Below are 20,545 nucleotides of genomic sequence, written 5' to 3' on the forward strand. Positions count from 1 at the left end.
ACCGGAAGGTGGTCCGCGGCCGCGCGCAGGAGGGTTCCGGCTGATGACGCCCTCGCACCGCCCGGTGCCGGGCGCCGCACGGGCTTCGGCCGGCTGCACCGGACGCCGTCCGCCGGCTCTGGTTCAGCCCGCCGGGACCCGCAGCGCCGCCAGGACCGGAAGGTGGTCCGTGGCCGCGCGCAGGTCCGCCCGGGTGATGCCCGGGAGGTCCAACGGCACGCCGCAGCCCAGCACTTCGACGCCTGCCGTCGCGAAGATCGCGTCGATCCGCTGGTGCGGGTCGTCGGGGGTCGAGGTGTGTTCACCGCCCCACGGCGCGACCGCCCACCCGTCCTGGAGCGCCCCCGCCAGTCTGCGGAAGGTCCGCCCGCTGGGCCGGTCGTTGAGGTCGCCGGCCGCGATCGCGTGCGGCACGTCCATCGCGTCCAGCCTCTCCAGCAGCATCCCGGCCTGCGCGTAACGCTCGTCGGTCTGCAGGCTCAGATGGCAGCTGAGCAGCCCGATCCGGGCGCCCCCGATGCGTACGACCGCCGTGGCGAAGCCACGCCGGTGCAGGCCGGGAGTGAGCGGCAGCAGCACGTCCTCCGTGCGTTCCACGGTGGCGCGGAGCGAGCAGAGCAGCAGCGGCCCCGTCGCGGTGGCGCCCCCGGTCAGCATCACAAGATCGCTCTTGGCAGCGAGCCGGGCCGCGTGTTTGCGCCAGCGGAAGAAGCGCGGCGCCTCCTGGATGAACACCAGATCGGGCGCGCAGGCGCGGATCACCCGGGCCAGCGCGTCCTCGTCGTCGCGCATCGAGCGGATGTTGTAGCTCAGCACCCGGATCACGGCCGAACCGTCCGGCTCGGTACGGGAGTTGGGAAGCTCGGTGATCGACATGCGCATCAACATACGACAGGGCCCGCCACATCCTCGGCGGACGCGGCGGGCCCTGTCGTACGTACGGGTGTCAGCCCTGGCGCGCCAGGTCCGCCGCGCCCACCAGACCGGCCTTGCCGCCCAGTTGGGCCGCCAGCACCTGGGCGTGCGGGCGCCACTGGCCGCCGATCAGCCAGCGGCGGAAGGACTTGCGGATCGGGTCGAGGACCAGCTCGCCCTCGTCCGAGACCCCGCCGCCGACGATGAACGCCGACGGGTCGAAGAGCGAGGCCAGATCGGCCAGGCCAGCGCCCGCCCAGCGGGCCAGCTCGCGGAAGGAGTCGACCGCGACCGGGTCGCCCTGCCGGGCGGCCGCGCTGATGTGCTTGCCCTCGATGCCGCTGACCGTGCCGTCGCCCAGGCCCAGCAGAACCGCGGCGTTCTCCGGGGTGGCGTTGGCGCGCTGCTTCGCGTAACGGACGAGGGCGCGCCCGGAGGCGTACTGCTCCCAGCAGCCCTGGCTGCCGCAGCCGCACTGCAGACCGTCCGGGACCACACGGATGTGGCCGAACTCCGCCGCCACGCCGAAGCGTCCGCGGCGCAGCTTGTTGCCGATGATGATGCCGCCACCGAGCCCGGTGCCGAGGGTGATGCAGATGACGTCTTCGTGACCCTGGCCCGCACCGAAGCGGTACTCGCCCCAGGCTGCCGCGTTGGCGTCGTTCTCGACGACGACCGGAAGACCGATGCGCTGCTCGACCTTGTCCTTCAGCGGCTCGTGGCGCCAGTCGATGTTCGGCGCGAACAGGACAGTGGCGCGCTTGTCGTCGACGTATCCGGCGGCACCGATGCCGACGGCCTCGATGTCGTGTCCCGTGCCGGCTCCGGCGACGGCCGCGCAGATCGCGTCGACGATGCCTTCGGGGGTCGACGGGGTCGGCACCTTGTGCGTCTCGAGAATGGTGCCCTCTTCGTCGACCACGCCCGCCGCGATCTTCGTGCCGCCGATATCGACGCCGATGGTGAGTCCCATGTGTCCCTCAGTTTTCGGTCGAGCCCCGCTACGGCCAACCGTACCCGAGGGCGGGCACGGGCCTGGTCAGTCCAGGTCGATGTGCTCGCTCGCCCCGGGACCCTCGTCACGCGGGTCCGTGGCGTCCTTGGAGTCGGCCGGCCCCTGGGTCCAGCGTCGCTCATGGCCCTCGACTGCGGATCGATAGGCGGCCAGCAGTTCGCCGCCCGCGGCCGCGAGATGGTCGAAGATCTCGGGGTTGCGTTCGATGACCGGCTCGACGGCGGACTTCGCCTGGTACACCAGGTGCTGTACGGCGTTCTGCGCGGCCATGCCCGGCATCGACGACTGGAACGCGGTGACCTTCTCGGCGACCACGTCGAAGAGCCGGCGCAACTCCTCGGCGGCGGAGCCGGGCTCCGCGGCGTACTGGGCGCGGCGGCGGGCCTTCTCCGCGTCCAGGTCCTCGGCGCATGCCTTGGCCCAGGCGTCGGAATCGACGGTGGGACGCTCGGTGGCATCGCTCATGGCGTACTCCTGCGGCAGGACTGAGGGTTTGTACCCTCGACGTTACCCGAACGGGGACTGAGCGTTCAGCGTGCGCGCGGCCACAGGCCGGGATCCGGAGTGAAACGGACGCTCAGCACATCGTCGGTGAGGCCGGCGCCCGCGACGGTGCAGCGGCGCAGCGCGGAGGGCAGGGGAACGATCCTGCGGAACAGGCCGACCGTGATCAGCAGTTCATCCCCGCGGCGCACCAGGGAGAGCTCTTCCTTGACGGCACCGGGCAGGTCGAGGTGCCAGCTGAACGTGGAGTCGTCGGCGGGCTCCTCGACCCGCCAGGGGTCCTCGCGCCGCTCCTCGCGGTCCCAGTGGAGCGCGACGGTCAGCCCGTGGAGCTCGTGGAGCCCGACGAGCTCAGAGGCGTCGTCGTCGAAGCGGTTCTCGACCGGGGCACAGGACGACCCGGCCTGCAGGAGGGTGAGGTCGTCCAGGCCGCGCGGGTCCCTGCCCAGGTGGCGTACCTCGCAGACCGGGGCCGGGCCCACGACGGCCCAGGCGTGGTGCCACTCGTCCAGGCACTTCTGCTGCTGGGCCGCGAGTCCCGCGAGCCAGGTGTCCGCGGAGTCGCGCGGCACGATCCGGTTCGCCACGATCATGTCGACGCCGAGCCCGCGCATGCTGCCGCCCAGTCCGCGCCCGTTTCCGCCCGGTCCGCGCCCGCTGCCGCCCAGCCCGTGCAGCGCCATCCCGGCGCGGGCGGTGCGTACGGCGTCGGCGGCCGCCGGTCCGGGTTCGGCGACCACGGTCAGGTTCGTGTTGCGGGATTCGATCACCGACTGGACTCCGGCCAGTTCGGTGTCCCAGCGTTCGGCGGTCTCGTACAGCCACTGCGCGGGCATCGGTACGCCGGCGAGCTGGGCGAGCATCGGACGCAGCGCGCGGGCGGCCTGCCGTTCGGGCGGCAGCAGGCGGCGCAGATAGCGGCGCAGCTGCTCGGGCAGGGCGAGCAGGGCGATGGTCTCGTACAGCGTCGGCATGTCGACGACGAGTACGTCCCAGTCGCCGCGCGCCGCGACCGTCAGCGCGCGCAGCAGCGCGAACTGCTCGCTGCCGGGGAGCTCGGTCAGCTCCTCGTCCTCCAACGGCCTCGCGCCGAGCAGGTCGAACGCGGCCGAGCTGCGCTCCTGGAGGTTCAGGAACTCGGCGCGGAAGTCGGCGCCCGGCTCGATGCGGGCAGCCCACAGCCCGTCGGTGACCTCGGCCGGTTCACCGAGGTGCGCGGTGACAGGCGTGCCGAGGACGTCGCCGGGGTCGGCGGACAGGAAGAGGGTGCGCCTGCCGTGCAGGGCCGCGGCGAGCGCGGTCGCGGCGGCGGTCGTCGTACGGCCCGCGCCGCCGAGGCCGGTGACGAGGACCTTGCGCATCAGACGGCAGGCCCACTCTCGACGCGCTTCTTCAGACCGGCCAGGGCGCGGTCGATGATGACCTTCTCGGCCTTGCGCTTGATCATTCCGAGCATGGGGATCTTGACGTCGACGGTGAGCTGGTAGGTGACCTCGGTGCGGTCACCCGCGCCGACCGCGGCAAGGGTGTACGAGCCGTCGATGGCGCGCAGCATCTGGGACTTCACGAGCGTCCAGCTGACCTCGTTGTCGCCGTTCCAGGTGTACGCCAGGGTGTGGTCGTCCTTGATCGCGCCGGCGTCCAGCACCAGCCGGACCTGCTCGGCACGGCCCTGGGCGTCGGTGGCGAGCACCTCGGCCTCCTTCACCTCGCCGGTCCACTCCGGGTAGCGGGTGAAGTCGGAGATCACGCCCATGACATCGGCCGGCGCCGCCTCGATCGTGATGCTCGAGCTGGTGTGTTCCGCCATCGCTGCGGCTCCTCACAGTGCGGTACGGACCGGGGGTGTTGTGGTGTGAAGGCTATCGCGACCCGACCGCCCGTCACTCCGGGGCCCGCTGTCACCACTGACCGGGGCCCGCTGTCACCACTGAAGGGACCACGGCCGCCCGGTCGAGGCGAAATGCCCGACGTTCACGCATTCCGTCGCCCCGACGCGCATCCGGGGGGCGAACGGCTGGTGGACATGGCCGAACAGGGCATACCGGGGCCGGGTGCGGCGGATGGCATCCAGCAGGGCGTGACTGCCGCGCTCGAAGCGGCGCGCGACGGTGTCGTACGTCAGTTCGGGAACCTCCGGCGGAATGTGCGAGCAGAGCACATCGACCTCACCGAGGGCTTCGATCTTGGCGGCGAAATCCTCGTCGGAGATCTCGTACGGCGTACGCATCGGGGTACGCAGCCCGCCGCCGACGAAGCCGAAGACGAGGCCGCCGATCTCGACGCGCTCGCCGTCGAGGACGGTGGTTCCCGGACGCGCGTACTCCGGCCACAGTGCCGGTATGTCGACATTGCCGTAGGTGGCGTACGTCGGGGTGGGGAAGGCCGCGAACATCTCGGCGTACTGGCGTCGCACGGCGGACTCGATGACGCTCTCCCGGTCCGCCCCGAGGCCGGCCCAGAGTCGGCGCCCCAGTTCACGGGCCTCGTCGAAGCGGCGGGCGGTGCGCAACTCCACGATCAGATGGGCGTTCTCGACACCGAAGAGATCGGGGAAGATGCCGCGCGAGTGGTCGGCGTAGTCGAGGAAGAGCACAAGGTCACCGAGGCAGATGAGCGCATCGGCGCCGTCGCCCGCCATGGCGAGATCTTTGGCATTCCCGTGCACGTCACTGACCACATTGACTCGCATGCCTCGCATGGCGATCACCCTAGAACGCCCTGTTCCGACTGGGTAGTAGGGGGCCGAACCAGCCGATCTACCGAGTCGTCACGCGCGTGGACTACTCTGCGCAAAGTACAGCCATAAGCGTGTGACGCAGCGAACATCTGGCCGGAACCCCCTATCCGGAACCGAGTACTGGTGGGTAACGTCCGGGCAGTCCAGTCGTGCTCACCCCACTGAGCACCTGCCCGATCTTGGACCGCAGCCGGTGCATCACACAGAGCCGTGGCGCCGGCGCCCGATGAGGAGCAGCAGTCTTGCGCGAGTTCAGCCTTCCGGCCCTGTACGAGGTCCCTTCGGACGGCAACCTGACGGATCTCATCCGCCGCAATGCCGCGCAGCATCCCGATGTCGCGGTCATGAGCCGCAAAGTGGCAGGCGTCTGGACGGACGTCACCGCCACCCAGTTCCTCGCGGAGGTGCGGGCCGCTGCCAAGGGCCTGATCGCCGCGGGTATCCAGCCCGGCGACCGGGTCGGACTGATGTCCCGCACCCGGTACGAATGGGTACAGCTCGACTTCGCGATCTGGAGCGCCGGCGCGGTCACCGTCCCGGTGTACGAGACCAGCTCGGCCGAACAGGTCCAGTGGATCCTGGGAGACTCGGGCGCGGTCGCCGTGATCGTGGAGGGCGACGCGCATGCCGCCGCCGTGGAGTCGGTACGTGACCGGCTGACCGATCTGCGCCATGTCTGGCAGATCGAGAAGGGCGCGGTCGAGGAGCTGACAGCGGCCGGTGCCGACGTCAGCGAGGAGACGGTCGACGAGCGCAGCGCGAGCGTCAAGGCGGACGACCCGGCGACGATCGTCTACACCTCGGGCACCACCGGCCGCCCCAAGGGCTGCGTGCTCACCCACCGCAGCTTCTTCGCGGAGATCGGCAATCTGGTCGAGCGCCTCAAACCCCTGTTCCGTACGGGCGAGAGCTCCGTGCTTCTCTTCCTCCCGGCCGCGCATGTCTTCGGCCGCATGGTCGAGCTCGCGGCCGTGATGGCGCCGATCAAACTCGGCTGCGTACCGGACATCAAGAACCTCACCGATGAGCTGGCCTCCTTCCGGCCGACGTTGATCCTCGGTGTGCCGCGCGTCTTCGAGAAGGTCTACAACTCGGCGCGGGCGAAGGCCCAGGCGGACGGCAAGGGCAAGATCTTCGACAAGGCCGCCGACACGGCGATCGCCTACAGCCGGGCCACCAGCACCGCGCAGGGTGCGCCGCTCGGCCTCACGATCAAGCACAAGGTGTTCGACAGGCTCGTCTACAGCAAGCTGCGGGCGGTGCTGGGCGGACGCGGCGAGTACGCGATCTCCGGCGGTGCGCCGCTGGGCGAGCGGCTCGGGCACTTCTTCCGCGGCATCGGCTTCACGGTGCTGGAGGGCTACGGCCTCACCGAGTCGTGCGCGGCGACCGCCTTCAACCCGTGGAACCGGCAGAAGATCGGCACGGTCGGTCAGCCGCTGCCGGGTTCCGTGGTGCGGATCGCGGACGACGGCGAGGTGCTGCTGCACGGCGAGCATCTCTTCCAGGGCTACTGGAACAACGAGGCGGCAACCGCGGAGGCGCTGACCGACGCCTGGTTCCACACGGGCGACATCGGCACCCTGGACGAGGACGGCTACCTCGCGATCACGGGCCGCAAGAAGGAGATCCTGGTCACCGCGGGCGGCAAGAACGTCGCTCCCGCGGTGATCGAGGACCGCATCCGCGCGCATGCGCTGATCGCGGAGTGCATGGTGGTGGGCGACGGGCGGCCGTTCGTGGGCGCGCTGGTCACCATCGATGAGGAGTTCCTGGGGCGTTGGGCCTCGGAACACGGCAAGCCGGCCGGATCGACGGCGGCCGCGCTGCGCGACGACCCGGATCTGCATGCGGAGATCCAGCAGGCGGTGGACGACGGCAACGCGGCCGTGTCCAAGGCGGAATCGGTGCGGAAGTTCCGCATCCTGAGCTCCCAGTTCACTGAAGAGGCGGGGCACATCACCCCGTCGCTGAAGCTGAAGCGCAACGTGGTGGCGAAGGACTTCGCCGACGAGATCGAAGCGATCTACCGAGGCTGACACGCGGGTGATCAGGGGCTGAGCAGTCCCTGATCACCCCATGGGGTCCTCGGCCAGGATCCGGGCCATGTTCCGTTCGGCGAGCGCTGTGATCGTGACGAACGGATTGACCCCGATGGAGCCGGGGACCAGTGAGCCGTCGATGACGTACAGCCCCGAACAGCCCTTGGCGCGACCGTAGTTGTCGGTGGCCCGGCCCAGCACGCAGCCGCCCAGCGGGTGGTACGTGAAGTCGTCGGCGATGGTCTTGTTGCCGCCGAACAGGTCGTAGCGGTAGATCGTGACGTTGGCCCTGTTGATGCGGTCGAAGAGCGATCTGGCCGCGTTGACGGAGGGCTGGTTCTGCGACCGGCTCCAGTTGAGCTTCGCGGAATCGCTCGCCGCGTCGTACGAGAACGTGCCGCGTTCCGGGTTCTTGGTGATCGCCAGATAGAGGCTGATCCAGTGCTCGAACCCCATCGGCAGCGGCGCTATCTCCGCGAAGACCGGGTGGGTGGGGTTGGCCCAGTCGTCGATGCCCATGGTGGGCATGGTCGCCTGGTTCGCCCCCACGGTGTCCCAGATGTGGTTGGCACGGCCGGTCATCACATTGCCGTTGTGGCCCCAGCCCCTGCCGACCTCGGTGCTGAGTCCGGGCAGCGTGCCCTTCTCCCGGGCCCGCAGCAGGAGTTCGGTGGTGCCGAGGCTGCCGGCGCCGAGGAAGAGCTGCCGGCAGCCGATCTCCCTCGTCTCGACGACCCGGCCCGCGGTGTCCGTACGGTCGACGGTCAGCACATAGCTGCCGTCGGGCTCTCTGCGGACGCCTCTGGCCCGGTGCATGGTCTCGATGGTGACGTTGCCGGTGCCGAGCGCGGCGGCGAGATAGGTCTTGTCGACGCTGCGCTTGCCGTGGTTGTTGCCGTAGATGACCTCCCCGGCGAGCGCGGACCTGGTCGCCTGGCCCGCGGCTTCGCGCTGCATGTAGCCGAAGTCGTAGACGCTGGGTACGAAGACGGTCCTCAGGCCGGCGTTGTGGGCGTGTTTGCGGGAGATCCGCGAGAAGCGGTACCACTCGGTGGACTCGAACCAGGCCGGATCGACGGTGTTGACGCCGAGCATCTGGCGGGCCCGCGGAAAGTACGTGTCGTACATCTCCGTGGCGTCGACCTGGGGAAGGACCTCGGAGAAGTAGCTGCGCAGCGGGGTCACCGCCATCCCGCCGTTGACCAGCGATCCGCCGCCCACGCCCCGGCCGACGAAGACGGACATGTCGGCGTAGCGGACGCGGTCGAGGACGCCGGGGTAGGAGCTGATGTTCTTGTTGACGACATCCAGCCACAGGAAGGTGGCCAGCGGGGCCTCGGTGCGGGTGCGGAACCACATGGAGCGCTGGTCGGGCGCTCCGGTGCTGCAGAAGATCTTTCCGTCCGGGCCCGGGGTCTCCCAGAGCCGGCCCATCTCGAGGACGAGGGTGCGGACGCCCGCCGCACCGAGGCGGAGGGCGGCGACGGCGCCGCCGTAGCCGGAGCCGATCACGACGGCGGGGGCGTAGTCGGTGGCGGAGGGCTCCTCGGCGGCTGCCGAGGAGAGACCGATGCGGGTGAAGCCGAGCGCGGACGCCGCCTGCAGGGCGGCAAGGCCCAGCAGTTGACGACGCGTCAGATGTGGTGTCATGAGCGCATCATGAGCGGAATATCCGATTCCGCCTATATGTCGCGTGGACCCAAATCTGAAAGACCGTCAAGAGTGCGCCTTCGGCCGCGGGACCGCAGGACGTCGGCCACGACCGGTCCGGCGGACGGGAAGCCGCGCCGCGGTGCGGTGCGGGAGCCGCGTCGCCGCGGTGCGGATCAGAAGCCGCGCCGCAGCGGACCGGACGCCGCGCCGCTCACGTCCGGGGTGCCGCCGGCCCGGCGAGTATCACGGGGCACCCATCGCCCGGCGCGTGCCGCCCCCGGCCTACCGCCCGGGCGCCGTCAGAGGAGCGTCCTGAGCTTCTCCGCGAGCAGGTCCCAGCGCCACTTCTCCTCCACCCACGCCCGGCCGCGCTCGCCCATCCGCCGCCGCAGCTCCGGGTCCCGGAGCAGCGCGACGATCCGCTCCGCCGACTCCTCGGCGGAGCCGCCGCGGACGACCCATCCCGTCTCTCCGTCGAGTACGGCGTCGGGGGCACCGCCCGAGTCGCCGGCGACGACCGGCAGACCGGTCGCCGATGCCTCCAGATACACGATTCCGAGGCCCTCGACATCGAGACCGCCCCTCCGGGTGCGGCAGGGCATGGCGAAGACGTCACCCGCGCCGTAGTGGGCGGGAAGCTCCGCCCAGGGCACGGAGCCGGTGAAGTGTACGGAATCGGTGACCCCGGTCTCCCGCGCGAGCTTGCGCAGCTCCTTGTCGTACGGGCCGCCGCCCACGATCAGCAGCACCGCGTCCGGCACCTGCGCCAGGATCGCGGGCATCGCGAGGATCAGCGTGTCCTGACCCTTGCGCGGCACCAGCCGGGACACACACACCACCACGGGCCGGCCGGCGAGACCGAGCCGCTCCCGGACCGCGTCGCCGCCCGAGTCGGGGTGGAAGGTCTTCTCGTCGACACCGGGCGGCAGCTGGACCATACGGCCGGCCGCCTCGGGGGTCAGCGCGGCGGCTATGCGGGAGCGCGTGTACTCACCCAGATAGGTGATCGTGTCCGTGCCTTCGCCGATCCGGCGCAGCAACTGCCGGGACGCGGGCAGCTGCGCCCAGCCCGCCTCATGGCCGTGCGTGGTGGCCACCAGCCGCCGCGCACCCGCCTTGCGCAGGGCGGGAGCCATCAGCCCGAGCGGGGCGGCCGCGCCGAACCACACGGATTCGCAGCCGTGCTCACGCAGGAGCCGGGTCGCCGTCCGGGTGACGCGCGGGGTCGGCAGCAGCATCGTCGTACGGTCCCGTACGACAGTGAACGGCTGCTCGGCGTCGAACGCGGCGGTCGCCTCGATGCCCTCACGGCTCCGCTTCCAGGTGGAGGCGTAGACAACGAGCTCCTCGGGGTCCAGACGCAGCGCCATGTTGTGCAGGAATGCCTGGATACCGCCGGGCCTGGGCGGAAAGTCGTTGGTCACGATCAAGGTCTTGTGCATCGCCGCCGACAGTACCGAACGGCCCCGCCTCACCGCTCGGGCAGAGTCCCGCCCGGCATCATGGGCACCCCCATTCGCGGATGAAACGGACGAGGTGCTCATGGAGGGCGCACGCTCGGGCGGTGGCAGGCTCGCGCTCATCGTCTGGATCGTGACGAGGAGCGTGCTGCTGCTCTGCGTCTTCCATGTGCTCACGGTCCCGGGCCCCGATGTCACCGGCGACGTCTCGGTGATCTACCAGAGCTGGTACGAGGTGCTGAGGACCGGCACCTTTCCGCTGGACGATGCCACCTGGCAGTACCCGCCCGCCGCCGCACTCGCGATCCTCTCCCCCGCCGTGCTGCCCTTCCTCGGTTACGCCTCCGCCTTCTTCGTCCTCTCCCTCCTCTGCGACGCGCTGGTCTTCGGCCTGCTGCGGTACGCGGGCGGGCAGCCCGCCACGTCGAGGCGAGGCATGTGGGTGTGGGCCTGGGGGGTGCCGCTGCTCGGCCCGACCGCCTACGCCCGCTACGACCTGATGGTGACGGCCGTCGCCGTCGCCGCCCTGCTCGCCGGGGCGCGCCGTCCGTGGATCCTGGGCGCGCTGGCCGGCTTCGGCGCGCTGCTGAAGGTGTGGCCGCTGCTGTTGCTCGTCGGCACCCCGCGCGGCCGGGCCACCCGCCGCTCGTGGGCCACCGCCGCGGGCGTGACGGCCGGGCTGATGCTGTTTCTGTCCGCCTCGATGCCGGGGGCACTGGCCTTCCTCACCTTTCAGCGCGACCGGGGGACCGAGGTCGAATCGCTGGGCGCGCTGGTCTTCCATGTGGCACGGCATTTCGGCTGGCGGGGCGGGGTGACGCTCAACTACGGGTCGGTGGAGTTCCTCGGCCCCTACGTCCCCCTCGTCACCACCCTCGCCCTCGGTCTCGCGCTCCTCGCCTTCGGGTGGCTCGCGGCCTGGCGGCTGCGGTCGCGGGTGCTCGGGCCGAGCACCCCGTGCGACGCGGCCCTGACGGCCGTCCTGCTGTTCACCACGACGAGCCGGGTGATCAGCCCCCAGTACATGATCTGGCTGGTCGGCCTGGCCGCTGTCTGCCTGGCCTTCCGCGAGAGCCGGATGACGCTGCCGGCCTGGCTGGTGCTGGCGGCGACGGGGATGACGCTGCTCGAGTTCCCGCTCTGGTTCTCGCATGTGGTGGCGAGCGACGTGCTGGGGCTGCTGCTCCTTGCCGTACGCAACGGACTGCTGGTCGCCGCGACCTTGACCGCGTGCGGCCGGCTGTGGCGGCAGACGGTGACCGAGCCGGGCCGTCGGCAGAGCCTTTCCGCTCGGCCCGACCTCGGCAAGGAACTGCTGGCTCCCTGATCCCGGGGCCGGGAGCCGCGGCGGCGAGGCAGTAGGGGTTGGAGGCGGGTGACCTCTTCCGCCGGGGATGCTGCGGATCGCCCGCGCGACGGGTACGGCCGGAAAGGAGTGACTCAGCCGGGCCATCGCACGGCTGGAGAGCTGACCGGCCACCGAGCCGCTCGCGGGCTGACCGGCCACAGAGCCGCCCGCAGGCTGATCAGCCGCCGAGCCGCTCGCGCAGATAATCCCGCCAGCGCACGGTGAACTCCCCCGGCGTCGTACCCAGCACATCGTTCAGCGCCTTCTCGTCCGCCCCCGCCCGGTGCTGCCCCTCGCCGACCGCCCGGTAGAACGCCGTCAGGCGTTTCTCGCCCCAGCGCGCCGCGATCAGCTCGCAGGCCAGCCAGCCGCCCTCGTACGCGCGCGCCAGGGCGTCGGCGCCGGCGCCGAAGGCGAAGTCGCTGTCGTCGGGCAGCGCCGCGGGTACCTCGCCGCGCCGGATCGCGCGCTGGAGTTCGGGAGCGGCCTGCCCGGTGGGGTGGCCCGTGCCGCGGTACGCCACCCAGTCCGCGAAGCCCTCCGAGAGCCACATGGGGGTGGCAGCGGAGGTGTGCGCACGGGTCGCCACATGGGTGGTCTCATGCGTGAGCACGACGCTCCGGCCGAAGTCGCCGAGCACGCCGTACGCCTCCGGGTTGACGATCACCCGGTCCGCGGGCGACGTTCCGGCCGCCGCCCTCTCACCCGTGGTGACCGCCGCGATCCCCCGGTATCCGGCCGCGGGCGCACCCAGCAGGGAGCCCATGGCCTCCAGCGACCGCGGCACCAGGACGACCACCCGCCCGGCCCAGCTGCCGGGCCAGGCGTCGGACACGGCGGGCACGGCGCGGTCGGCGGTCGCCGCGAGCGCGCGCAGCCTCTCAGCGTCCTGGCCGACCCCGAGGATCAGGCTGCGGCTGCCCCGTACGGCCGTGACCTCGCCCTGCTGCCAGAGCTGCTGGGCGCCACCCTTGGCCGCGCGGTCGGCGGTCACGTACCAGCGGCCGTCGCGCTCGGCGAGTTCCAGGGTGCGGGGGGCGGTCACCGGGGCGGTGTCGTAGCCGTCGATCCGGTAGCGCAGCTCGGCCTCGGCGACGGCCCGCCCACCCTGGCGCCGTACCTTCCCCAGCCGGTACTCCCAGGAGCGCAGCGGCACCTGCGCGAGGTTCTGGAACTCCTTGAGCTGCGCCGCCCGCAGCCGCGTTGCCCCGGGGGCGAGAGCGGCCAGATAGCCGCCGCGGTCATGGCCGAGGACGGCGGCCGCGCGCCCGTCCAGCAGCCGCTGGATGGCGCGTACGGCGGTGTCGGACGTTTCGGGGGCCGTACAGCCGGACGCCGTCAGCAGGACGGCGAGGCCCAGCCCCGCCGTACTCCGTATCGCCTCACGCCGTGTGGGCCCCTGACCTGCCACCTGCCGATCGTACGTAACGACGGTGCGGCCGGACGACAGTGCGGTCAGACGCGGGTGACCGACGAGACCGGCATCATGCCCACCGGGTCGTACCGCACCGACGCACCCGGGTACGGCGCGTGCACCACCTGCCCGTTGCCCATGTACATCCCGATATGGCCGGCATCGTCGCCGTACGTCACCAGGTCACCGGGCTGCGCCTGCGCGAGCGAGACCTGCCGGCCCGCGGACCGCTGCGCCTGCGAGGTGCGCGGCAGCGCGACGCCCGCCTGGGCGTACGACCACTGGGTGAGTCCCGAACAGTCGAAGCCGGAGGGGCCGTTGGCGCCCCACACATAGGGGCGGCCGACGACGCTGCGGGCCGCCATCACCGCGGCGGCGGCCCGCGACGAGGAGGGCGCGAGGCCGGAGAGCGCGGGCAGCGTCTCGCCGCGGCCGGAGCGGGAGGCCCGGTCGAAGGCGTCACGCTCCTCGGCCGGCAGGGAGTTCAGCAGTTGCCGCGCCTGGGTGAGCTTGCCCTCGACGGTGCGCTTGTGGCGGGCGACGGCCACCCTGCTGCGCTCCAGTTCGGCAAGGTCCTCGGTGGCCTCCGCGCGCTGCTGGCCGAGCCCCCGCTGCGCCCGCTGGAGATCCTGCAGAGCGGTCGTCTGCCGCTCGGTGATGCGGTCCAGAGTCGCGGCCCTGTCGAGGTAGGTGTCCGGGTCCCCGGAGAGCAGCAGGGCCAGCGCCGGGTCCATTCCGCCCGAGCGGTACTGGGCGCCCGCCACCGAACCGAGCGCTCCCCGCATCCGGTTGATGCGCTCCTGGCCGCGGGCGACGCTGTCCTGCGCCTGCTCGACCCGCTCGCGCAGCGTCTCCACCCGCTCGCCGGCCTTGTTGAAGTGCTCGGTGGCCTTCTCGGCCTCCTCGTACAGCCGGTCGACCTTGGCCCGGGTGGCCTCGGCGGTGTCCCGCGGGTCGGCGCTCGCGGGTGCGCCGCCGAGGGCCGCCGCGGCTGTTGCCGCGGCGGCGGACAGGACGGTGACCCGGGCACTCTGAGTGAGGCCGGACTGTGAGGGTCGGCGATGGGACGCCACAGGCCGCGCTCCCTTCCGCTGTACGAGGGATGTTGCGCGGCAGACAGTAGCCGGGCGGACACGGAGCGGCCAAAGACCGCACCGGGCACACAAAGTGACGCCCCGCCGGAGACCACAGGTCACCGGCGGGGCACGACGTCATCGGGAGGTGAAGCAATTCGCCCGTTCGGGCGGGTGTGACTGGCGTGTCAACGCGTCGGATCGGCGTGCCGGGTCGGCCCGCCGGACCGGCGCGTCAGATGCGCACGCCGAACATGTACGGCATGTTGTTGATCGACTCGTAGCGGACATTGGCCCCGGGCTTGGGGGCGTGCAGCACCTGGCCGTTGCCCGCGTAGAAGCCGACGTGGTGCATGTCGCCGTAGAAGATGACCAGGTCACCCTGCTGGAGGTCACTCTGCGAGGAGATGCGCGTACCGGCGTTGGCCTGCGCCTGCGAGGTGCGCGGTATGGAGACACCGGCCTGCGCGTACGCCCAGGAGGTCAGCCCGGAGCAGTCGAAGGAGCTGGGGCCGGACGCGCCGTAGACGTACGGCGAGCCGATCTTGCCCTGGGCGGCGGCGAACGCGGCGGAGGCGCGCTGCGAGGCCGGGACCGCGTTGCCGAGGTCCGCACGTGAACTGGCGCGGTTGGCACGGGACTCGTCGGCGGAGAGCGCGGCGCGCTCCTTGGCGGTGAGGGTGTTCAGGAGCTTCTGCGCCTCGGCGAGCTTGCCCTGGACTTCCTTCTTCTTCTCGCCGAGCTCCTTGCGGGTGTCGGCCAGGTCGCCGAGCTTGTCCTGGGCCTCCTGGCGCTGCTGCGCGAGAGTTCGCTGCTTGGCCTGGATCTCCGCGAGCGCGTCGGTCTGCTTGGCGCCCATCTGGTCCAGCGCGGAGGCCTTGTCCAGGTAGCTGTCCGGGTCGGCCGAGAGGAAGAGCTGCAGGGCGGGGTCGATGCCGCCGGAGCGGTACTGGGCGCTCGCCACCGAACCGATGCCGTCGCGCAGGGTGTTGAGCTCGTCCTGACCGCGGGCGACCTTGTCCTGGAGCGCGTCGACCTGCTCCTCGAGCTTGTCCTGCTGCTCCTTGGCCCCGTTGTACTTCTCGGTGGCCTTCTCCGCCTCTTCGTAGAGCTTGTCGACCTTGGCCTTGACGTCGCTCTTGCTCGGCTTCGGGTCGGCCTGGGCCGTCTGAGCGGTCAGGGCCACGGCCGCAGCGGCGGTCGCGGTGAGCACGGTCACGCGGGTGCGGCTCGGCTGCTTGGGACGACGGTGGGACGCCACGAAGGCGAGCTCCTTCTTCCTCGAGCCGCCTACCGGGCTGTGGGGGGGTAATCCCCGGTGTCAGCGCTTTCAGGCCCCCCGGGGAATGGGGCCGAACTGCGCGGACTCGGCGGTTCCTTCGCTGTCGCCCCGGATGGGCGATCAACCGCGCGAAGGTTCGAGGCCTGACCCTAGTGACCTTCTTGTGATCAGTTCAAATCCTCGCAAGAAAAATCTCGGCCACCGAGCGCATTCTTTACCCGCATCACACGCGTAGTAGTGGCCACTTGACACTATGTCCGTCACGAGGAGTGTTAATTCGGGCATTTGGCACTGTAGTTACTAGACGCGCGAAAGCCGCTTCAGCAACAAGACGGACGCGACCGGCCTGGCGCCGGCCTTCGCCACTCCGTCGGCGACTTCGCGGTCGGTGGAGACGACCACCACGGGCCGGCCGGGCGGCTCCGCACGCACCAGCTGACGGATCAGCTCGTCCGCGGTCACACCAGCCTTGGAGAAGAGCACCCGCACCCCGCGGGGCGGCGCCAGCAGCACCGGCGCCGCCAGTTCCGCCCCGTCGAAGACACAGGTGATCTCGGCCCCGGTCTGCGCCGCCAGCATCGAGAGACCGCCCAGCAGCCGCAGCCGCTGCTTCTCCAACGGCATCGTCGGATAGCCGGTCTTGGTGACGTTGTAGCCGTCGACCACCAGATGCGCCTGCGGCAGCGCGAGCAGCTGGTCGAGCAGGGCCGGATCGGTCTCGGAGAGCGCGCGGGCAGCGATGTCCTTGGGCGACATCCGGCCCGGCTGGACCGCGTCGACCGTGTCCGCGGGATGGATACCGGCGGGCGGCAGGGCCAGCTCGCGACGCAGCCCCTGGGCCGCGTCGAGCACCGTGTCCAGCAGCAGCCGCAGCCGCATGTCCTCGACGGAGCGGCCCTCGCGGGCTGCCCGGCGGCCGGCTTCCACGGCCGCCTCCGCCTCGCCGAGCCGCGCCTTGAGCCGCCTGCTCTCGCTCTCGGCCGCCGACACCTGGGCCGCGGCCTCCGACCTGATCGTCTCGATCTCGGCGTGCGTACGGCGCAGGGCGGCCTCGCCGCGCTTCACATCGCTCACGGCGCTGCGCAGCTTCCGGTGAAGCGACTCCGCTTCCTTGCGGGCCGTCTCCAGCTCGCTGCGCAACCGCTCGGTCTCGGTCCGGGTCTGGGTGCGCGCCTCGGCCAGCTCCGCGCGCAGCTGCTCCAGCTCGCGCCGGCTCGCCTCGTCGGCACGCTCGGCGTCCGCGCGCTGAGCCTCCTCACCCGCGGCGGCGACGAGTTTCACCCATCCGGTGGGTCGCAGCACATAGGCGGCAGCGGCCACATCGACGGGGTCCGCGGCGGCGGGCGGCGATCCGGCCTCCAGCGCTCCGGACAGCTCGGGCTGGGCCTGGCTGAGCCGCTCGCCGATGCGCTGGCGGAAGAGGGGATCGCTCTCCAGGGCGGCCGCCATCGCGTTGCCCGCGAACTTGGCGCGCCGGGTGGGGGTGAAACGGGCGTACTGACGCAGCTGCGCCGGAAGTTCGCCGACGGTCAGACCGCCGAAGGCATCCGAGACCAGCGCGACGACCCTGCGCCGTACGCCTTCCGGCAGCGGGCGGTCGAGCGCCTCCGCGGCGCCGTCACCGGCCGCACCGGCCGGCTCAGCGCCGCTTGCAGGCTGCTCCACAATCCGTCACCCCACTACCCGTTCGGGCCGCTCCCTCAGGAACCGGCGCCCGGCCTGTCCACCAGCTCGATCTGGTCCACCGCATTGCACCAACGGCAGCGCACCGACTCGATGGTCTCACTGACCACCTCGCGCTCCTCGACCTTGGGCTCTCCGGCCAGGTCCAGATGGACGTATTCGACGACCTTGGACGAGCGTGTGACATCGAAGCGGGTGAGGTTGCCGCACAGCGTGCAGCGCCAGCGGGTCTCGGCGGTCGGCGAGGGAACCGTCGTCATCGTGCCGTCCTCTTTCGTCGTGCCATGCGGGGACCGCTGTGCGCCGTCGAACTGCGGATGTACTGCCTGCAACCCTACGGCCTTGCGGGTACCGCATGGCGCGGCGAGGCGCTCTGTACCGTTCAGTCCCACTACGCCATGCTCTGTCCATGATCAGGTGGTGGGGTGCGGTCCGGGGCGCGGTCACAGGGCCCGCGGTGACATACGGCGCGATCGCCGTCTGCTGTGCGGTGTTCGTCATCAGCCCGATCTCGGGCCTGAACCCGGTGTACGGGACCACCGACGCACTGCTCGCCGCGCAGAGTGCGTACTTCGAGCGGTGGGGCGTGATCCCCGCCGAACTGATGAACAGCTCCCCGCGCGCACTCCTCACCCCCCTCACCGCTCTCTTCGTCCACGGCAACTGGCTGCACCTGCTGGGCAACATGCTCTTTCTGTACGTCTTCGGGGCGATGGCCGAGGAGCGCATGGGACAGCTGCAGTTCGCCCTCTTCTCTCTGGGCTGCGGCTATCTCGCGCTGCTCGCCTACGCGGCGGCCAACGCCGATTCCGAGCAGACCCTGGTGGGCGCGTCCGGAGCGATCTCGGGCGTGCTCGGCGCCTTCCTCTATCTCTTCCCGAAGGCCCGGGTCACCAGTCTCTTCCCGTTCCTGTTCTTCCTGCCGCTGCGCTTCCCCGCCTGGGCCGTACTGATCTTCTGGTTCGTTCTGCAGTGGCTGGCGGCCCAGGGCGCGGGCAGCGGTCCGGGCGTCGCGTATCTCGCCCATCTCGTGGGGTTCGGGACCGGCTTTCTCTACGCGTGGGGACGATTCCGGCGTACGGCTAGAGTGAAAGCCCAAGCAGCGGCCACCGAGGGAGAAAGCCAACCGTGATCACCGCGATCGTGCTCATCAAGACCAGCGTGGACCGCATCCCCGAGATCGCCGAGTCGATCGCCGCGCTGGACAGTGTCAGCGAGGTCTTCTCCGTCACCGGCACCTACGACCTGATCGCCATGGTCCGGGTGGCCAAGCACGACGACCTGGCGGATGTCATCCCCGGCCGGATCAGCAAGATCCAGGGCGTCGAGGGCACCGACACGCATGTCGCCTTCCGTACGTACTCCCAGCACGACCTCGAGGCGGCGTTCGCGATCGGCCTCGACGCGTAGGGGACGAGGCAGACCCTGCCCGCCCCTCGCCGAGGCTGCGCCCGTACGGCGTGAAACCGCCGGCCCCGGGCGAGGCACGGCACCCCTCGCAGAACCGCGGCGCGACGCCGTCGGCGGCGAGGGGGTTCCGGCCCACCGCGGAACAACAAGCCCGCGCCACCGGCGCGGGCTTGTTCCGTTCCGCGGGCGGAGCCCGGCGTCACACGGCCGGGACGCAGCGGCCGTCCTCCGTGCGGTAGTTCCACTTCGCACCCTCGCGCACCAGTTCCCCCACGGCCCGTACGAAACGCTCCACATGCTCGTCGGGCGTACCGGCGCCGAAGCTGACCCGGATCGCGTTGAGCGACAGAGCGCCCGGCTCGGCCTCCGGCGCACCGCATTCGCCGACCTCCTGCGGGTCGCTGCCCAGCAGGGTCCGCACCAGCGGGTGGGCGCAGAAGAGCCCGTCCCGTACGCCGATGCCGTACTCCGCCGAGAGCGCCGCCGCGAAGTGCGAGCTGTTCCAGCCCTCGACGACGAAGGAGATGACGCCCACGCGCGGTGCTTCGTCACCGAACAGCGAGAGCACCCTGACCTGTTCCACCTCGGCCAGACCGGCACGGACCTTGGCGACCAGCGCCTGCTCGCGGGCGACCAGCGAGTCGAAGCCCGCCTCGGTCAGCGCCTTGCAGGCGGAGGCGATGGAGTACACGCCGATGACGTTCGGCGAACCGGCCTCGTGGCGGGCGGCCGTGGTGTGCCAGTCGACGTCCACACCGCCGTCCGCGCGCCGCGCGACCTTGCGCGAGGCGCCGCCGCCCGCGAGGTAGGGCTCCGCGTCCTGCAGCCAGTCCGCGCGGCCCGCGAGCACCCCGGAGCCGAACGGCGCGTACAGCTTGTGCCCGGAGAAGGCGACCCAGTCGACGTCCAACTCGGCGATGTCCACCGGGTGGTGGGGCGCGAGCTGCGCCGCGTCCAGCACGATCCGCGCGCCGTGGGCGTGCGCGGCGGCCGCGAGCTCCTTCACCGGCCACAGTTCACCGGTCACATTCGACGCACCCGTCACACAGACCAGCGCGGGACCGTACGGATCACGCTCGGCGAGCGCGCGCTCCAGCGTCTGCACTGCCTGAGCCGGCGTCCTGGGAGCGTTCAGATACGTCACCCGGGCATCGCGCCACGGCAGCAGCGAGGCGTGGTGCTCGGTCTCGAAGACGAACACCTCGCAGCCGGCGGGGATCGCGGCCGCCAGCAGATTCAGCGAGTCGGTCGTGGAGCGGGTGAAGACGACCTGGTCGTCGGGGCGGCAGCCGAGGAAGTCCGCGACCGTCGTCCGGCTGTTCTCGAAGAGGTCGGTGGACAGCTGCGAGAGGTAGCCGGCGCCGCGGTGCACGCTGCCGTAGTACGGGGCGTACGCCGCCACGTCGTCCCAGACCCGCTGCAGGGCCGGGGCGCTCGCCGCGTAGTCGAGGGCCGCATAGGTGACTTCACCTCCGGTGACCAGGGGGACGGTGACGTCCCGGCCCAGTACCTCGAGCGGCGCGGCACAGGCGGGGTCCGACTCGGCGGAGACGACAGTGGTGGCGGTGGCGGTGGCGGTGGCGACAGCGTTCGGGCACGCGGACATGGCGGTATCTCCCGGCAGGACAAGGCGGAATGGCTTCGAGAACCCGCACGGGCGGCACAACAGCCGCTCCCGGCACGGGGATTGCCTCACAGGCGCGGCGATCGCCGCACGGAGGGTGTGGAAGAAGGGGCAGAGATGCCCTATCGCATTCGCTTGCTCACGAGACTGCTCCCTTGAGGACCAGGACCCCAGGGCTTGCAGGGGTCCGCGCTTGCCGTAGACCTCGCTGCCTACGGCCTGGTCTTCACCCGGGGCACCCCGCCACGGACGGAGGGTTGCCGGACAGCGAGCCGGGGCCTAAATCGCTGTCACTCATGACCTTGGGAAGCATCCTGCCATACGTCCCGCATCACGCAAGAGCGCAGTCCAGTTCCTGAGACGGAGGAGTGAACCGCGCCCT

Annotated in this window: 18 protein-coding genes and 1 riboswitch; of the genes, 4 read left to right on the forward strand and 14 right to left on the reverse strand. The window is 71.1% G+C overall.

What is annotated here, in order from left to right; translation table 11 throughout:
* Positions 1-123: 123 nt before the first annotated feature.
* The 6 genes from OG883_RS22010 to OG883_RS22035 form a co-directional block, all read right to left on the reverse strand.
* Complete coding sequence (locus OG883_RS22010) at positions 124-876, reverse strand: endonuclease/exonuclease/phosphatase family protein (RefSeq protein ID WP_266543439.1); 753 nt, start codon at positions 874-876, stop codon at positions 124-126.
* Between the two features lie 70 nt (positions 877-946).
* Positions 947-1,888, reverse strand: coding sequence for an ROK family glucokinase (locus OG883_RS22015; protein ID WP_266543442.1), 942 nt, complete (start codon positions 1,886-1,888; stop codon positions 947-949).
* Positions 1,889-1,954: 66 nt separating this feature from the next.
* Positions 1,955-2,395 (reverse strand): DUF5304 domain-containing protein, encoded by a 441-nt coding sequence (locus OG883_RS22020; protein WP_266543445.1) that lies wholly within the window; start codon positions 2,393-2,395, stop codon positions 1,955-1,957.
* 65 nt (positions 2,396-2,460) lie between these two features.
* On the reverse strand, positions 2,461-3,795 hold the full coding sequence (locus tag OG883_RS22025) for an ArsA family ATPase (protein ID WP_266543448.1): 1,335 nt from the start codon (positions 3,793-3,795) through the stop codon (positions 2,461-2,463).
* Positions 3,795-4,244 carry an SRPBCC family protein gene (locus tag OG883_RS22030; RefSeq protein ID WP_266543451.1) on the reverse strand — a complete coding sequence of 150 codons (450 nt, stop codon included), beginning with the start codon at positions 4,242-4,244 and terminating at the stop codon, positions 3,795-3,797. The genes OG883_RS22025 and OG883_RS22030 overlap by 1 nt, the downstream gene beginning before the upstream one ends.
* A 114-nt stretch (positions 4,245-4,358) precedes the next feature.
* Positions 4,359-5,114, reverse strand: coding sequence for a metallophosphoesterase (locus OG883_RS22035; protein WP_266549318.1), 756 nt, complete (start codon positions 5,112-5,114; stop codon positions 4,359-4,361).
* A 302-nt stretch (positions 5,115-5,416) separates the two neighbouring features.
* Here OG883_RS22035 and OG883_RS22040 point away from each other — a divergent pair, with 302 nt between their 5' ends.
* Positions 5,417-7,213: a long-chain fatty acid--CoA ligase gene (locus tag OG883_RS22040; RefSeq protein ID WP_266543454.1), complete on the forward strand. Its 1,797-nt coding sequence runs from the start codon at positions 5,417-5,419 to the stop codon at positions 7,211-7,213.
* A 33-nt stretch (positions 7,214-7,246) separates the two neighbouring features.
* Here OG883_RS22040 and OG883_RS22045 read toward each other — a convergent pair whose 3' ends face one another.
* Together OG883_RS22045 and OG883_RS22050 are read right to left on the reverse strand one after the other, a co-directional pair.
* A complete protein-coding gene (locus OG883_RS22045) occupies positions 7,247-8,866 on the reverse strand; it encodes a GMC oxidoreductase (protein ID WP_266543457.1) in 1,620 nt (539 codons plus the stop codon).
* A 302-nt stretch (positions 8,867-9,168) separates the two neighbouring features.
* The gene (locus OG883_RS22050) at positions 9,169-10,311 is read right to left on the reverse strand and encodes a glycosyltransferase family 4 protein (RefSeq protein WP_266543460.1); all 1,143 of its coding nucleotides are present in this window, start codon (positions 10,309-10,311) and stop codon (positions 9,169-9,171) included.
* Between the two features lie 100 nt (positions 10,312-10,411).
* Here OG883_RS22050 and OG883_RS22055 point away from each other — a divergent pair, with 100 nt between their 5' ends.
* Positions 10,412-11,656, forward strand: a complete 1,245-nt coding sequence (locus OG883_RS22055; RefSeq protein WP_266543463.1) for a glycosyltransferase 87 family protein — start codon at positions 10,412-10,414, stop codon at positions 11,654-11,656.
* Between the two features lie 199 nt (positions 11,657-11,855).
* Here OG883_RS22055 and OG883_RS22060 read toward each other — a convergent pair whose 3' ends face one another.
* The 5 genes from OG883_RS22060 to OG883_RS22080 form a co-directional block, all read right to left on the reverse strand.
* Entirely contained in the window at positions 11,856-13,022 is a 1,167-nt protein-coding gene (locus OG883_RS22060) for a hypothetical protein (RefSeq protein WP_266549321.1), read from the reverse strand.
* 110 nt (positions 13,023-13,132) lie between these two features.
* Positions 13,133-14,164 carry an NlpC/P60 family protein gene (locus tag OG883_RS22065; RefSeq protein ID WP_266543466.1) on the reverse strand — a complete coding sequence of 344 codons (1,032 nt, stop codon included), beginning with the start codon at positions 14,162-14,164 and terminating at the stop codon, positions 13,133-13,135.
* A 235-nt stretch (positions 14,165-14,399) separates the two neighbouring features.
* Positions 14,400-15,425: a C40 family peptidase gene (locus tag OG883_RS22070; RefSeq protein WP_266543469.1), complete on the reverse strand. Its 1,026-nt coding sequence runs from the start codon at positions 15,423-15,425 to the stop codon at positions 14,400-14,402.
* A 321-nt stretch (positions 15,426-15,746) separates the two neighbouring features.
* Positions 15,747-17,111 (reverse strand): NYN domain-containing protein, encoded by a 1,365-nt coding sequence (locus tag OG883_RS22075; RefSeq protein ID WP_266543472.1) that lies wholly within the window; start codon positions 17,109-17,111, stop codon positions 15,747-15,749.
* 35 nt (positions 17,112-17,146) lie between these two features.
* Positions 17,147-17,389: a hypothetical protein gene (locus OG883_RS22080; protein ID WP_266543475.1), complete on the reverse strand. Its 243-nt coding sequence runs from the start codon at positions 17,387-17,389 to the stop codon at positions 17,147-17,149.
* A 149-nt stretch (positions 17,390-17,538) separates the two neighbouring features.
* On the opposite strand from OG883_RS22080, the gene OG883_RS22085 reads away from it, so the two are divergent.
* The gene (locus tag OG883_RS22085) at positions 17,539-18,261 is read left to right on the forward strand and encodes a rhomboid family intramembrane serine protease (RefSeq protein ID WP_266543478.1); all 723 of its coding nucleotides are present in this window, start codon (positions 17,539-17,541) and stop codon (positions 18,259-18,261) included.
* Positions 18,258-18,539, forward strand: a complete 282-nt coding sequence (locus OG883_RS22090; RefSeq protein WP_266543481.1) for an Lrp/AsnC family transcriptional regulator — start codon at positions 18,258-18,260, stop codon at positions 18,537-18,539. Before OG883_RS22085 ends, OG883_RS22090 begins: the two co-directional genes overlap by 4 nt.
* A 199-nt stretch (positions 18,540-18,738) precedes the next feature.
* On the opposite strand, the gene OG883_RS22095 is transcribed toward OG883_RS22090, so the two are convergent.
* Positions 18,739-20,145, reverse strand: a complete 1,407-nt coding sequence (locus OG883_RS22095) for an aminotransferase class V-fold PLP-dependent enzyme (RefSeq protein WP_266543484.1) — start codon at positions 20,143-20,145, stop codon at positions 18,739-18,741.
* Positions 20,146-20,347: 202 nt separating this feature from the next.
* Positions 20,348-20,465, reverse strand: a riboswitch (SAM riboswitch).
* Positions 20,466-20,545 lie beyond the last annotated feature (80 nt).

This window comes from Streptomyces sp. NBC_01142 (genome assembly GCF_026341125.1).
GTDB lineage: Bacteria > Actinomycetota > Actinomycetes > Streptomycetales > Streptomycetaceae > Streptomyces.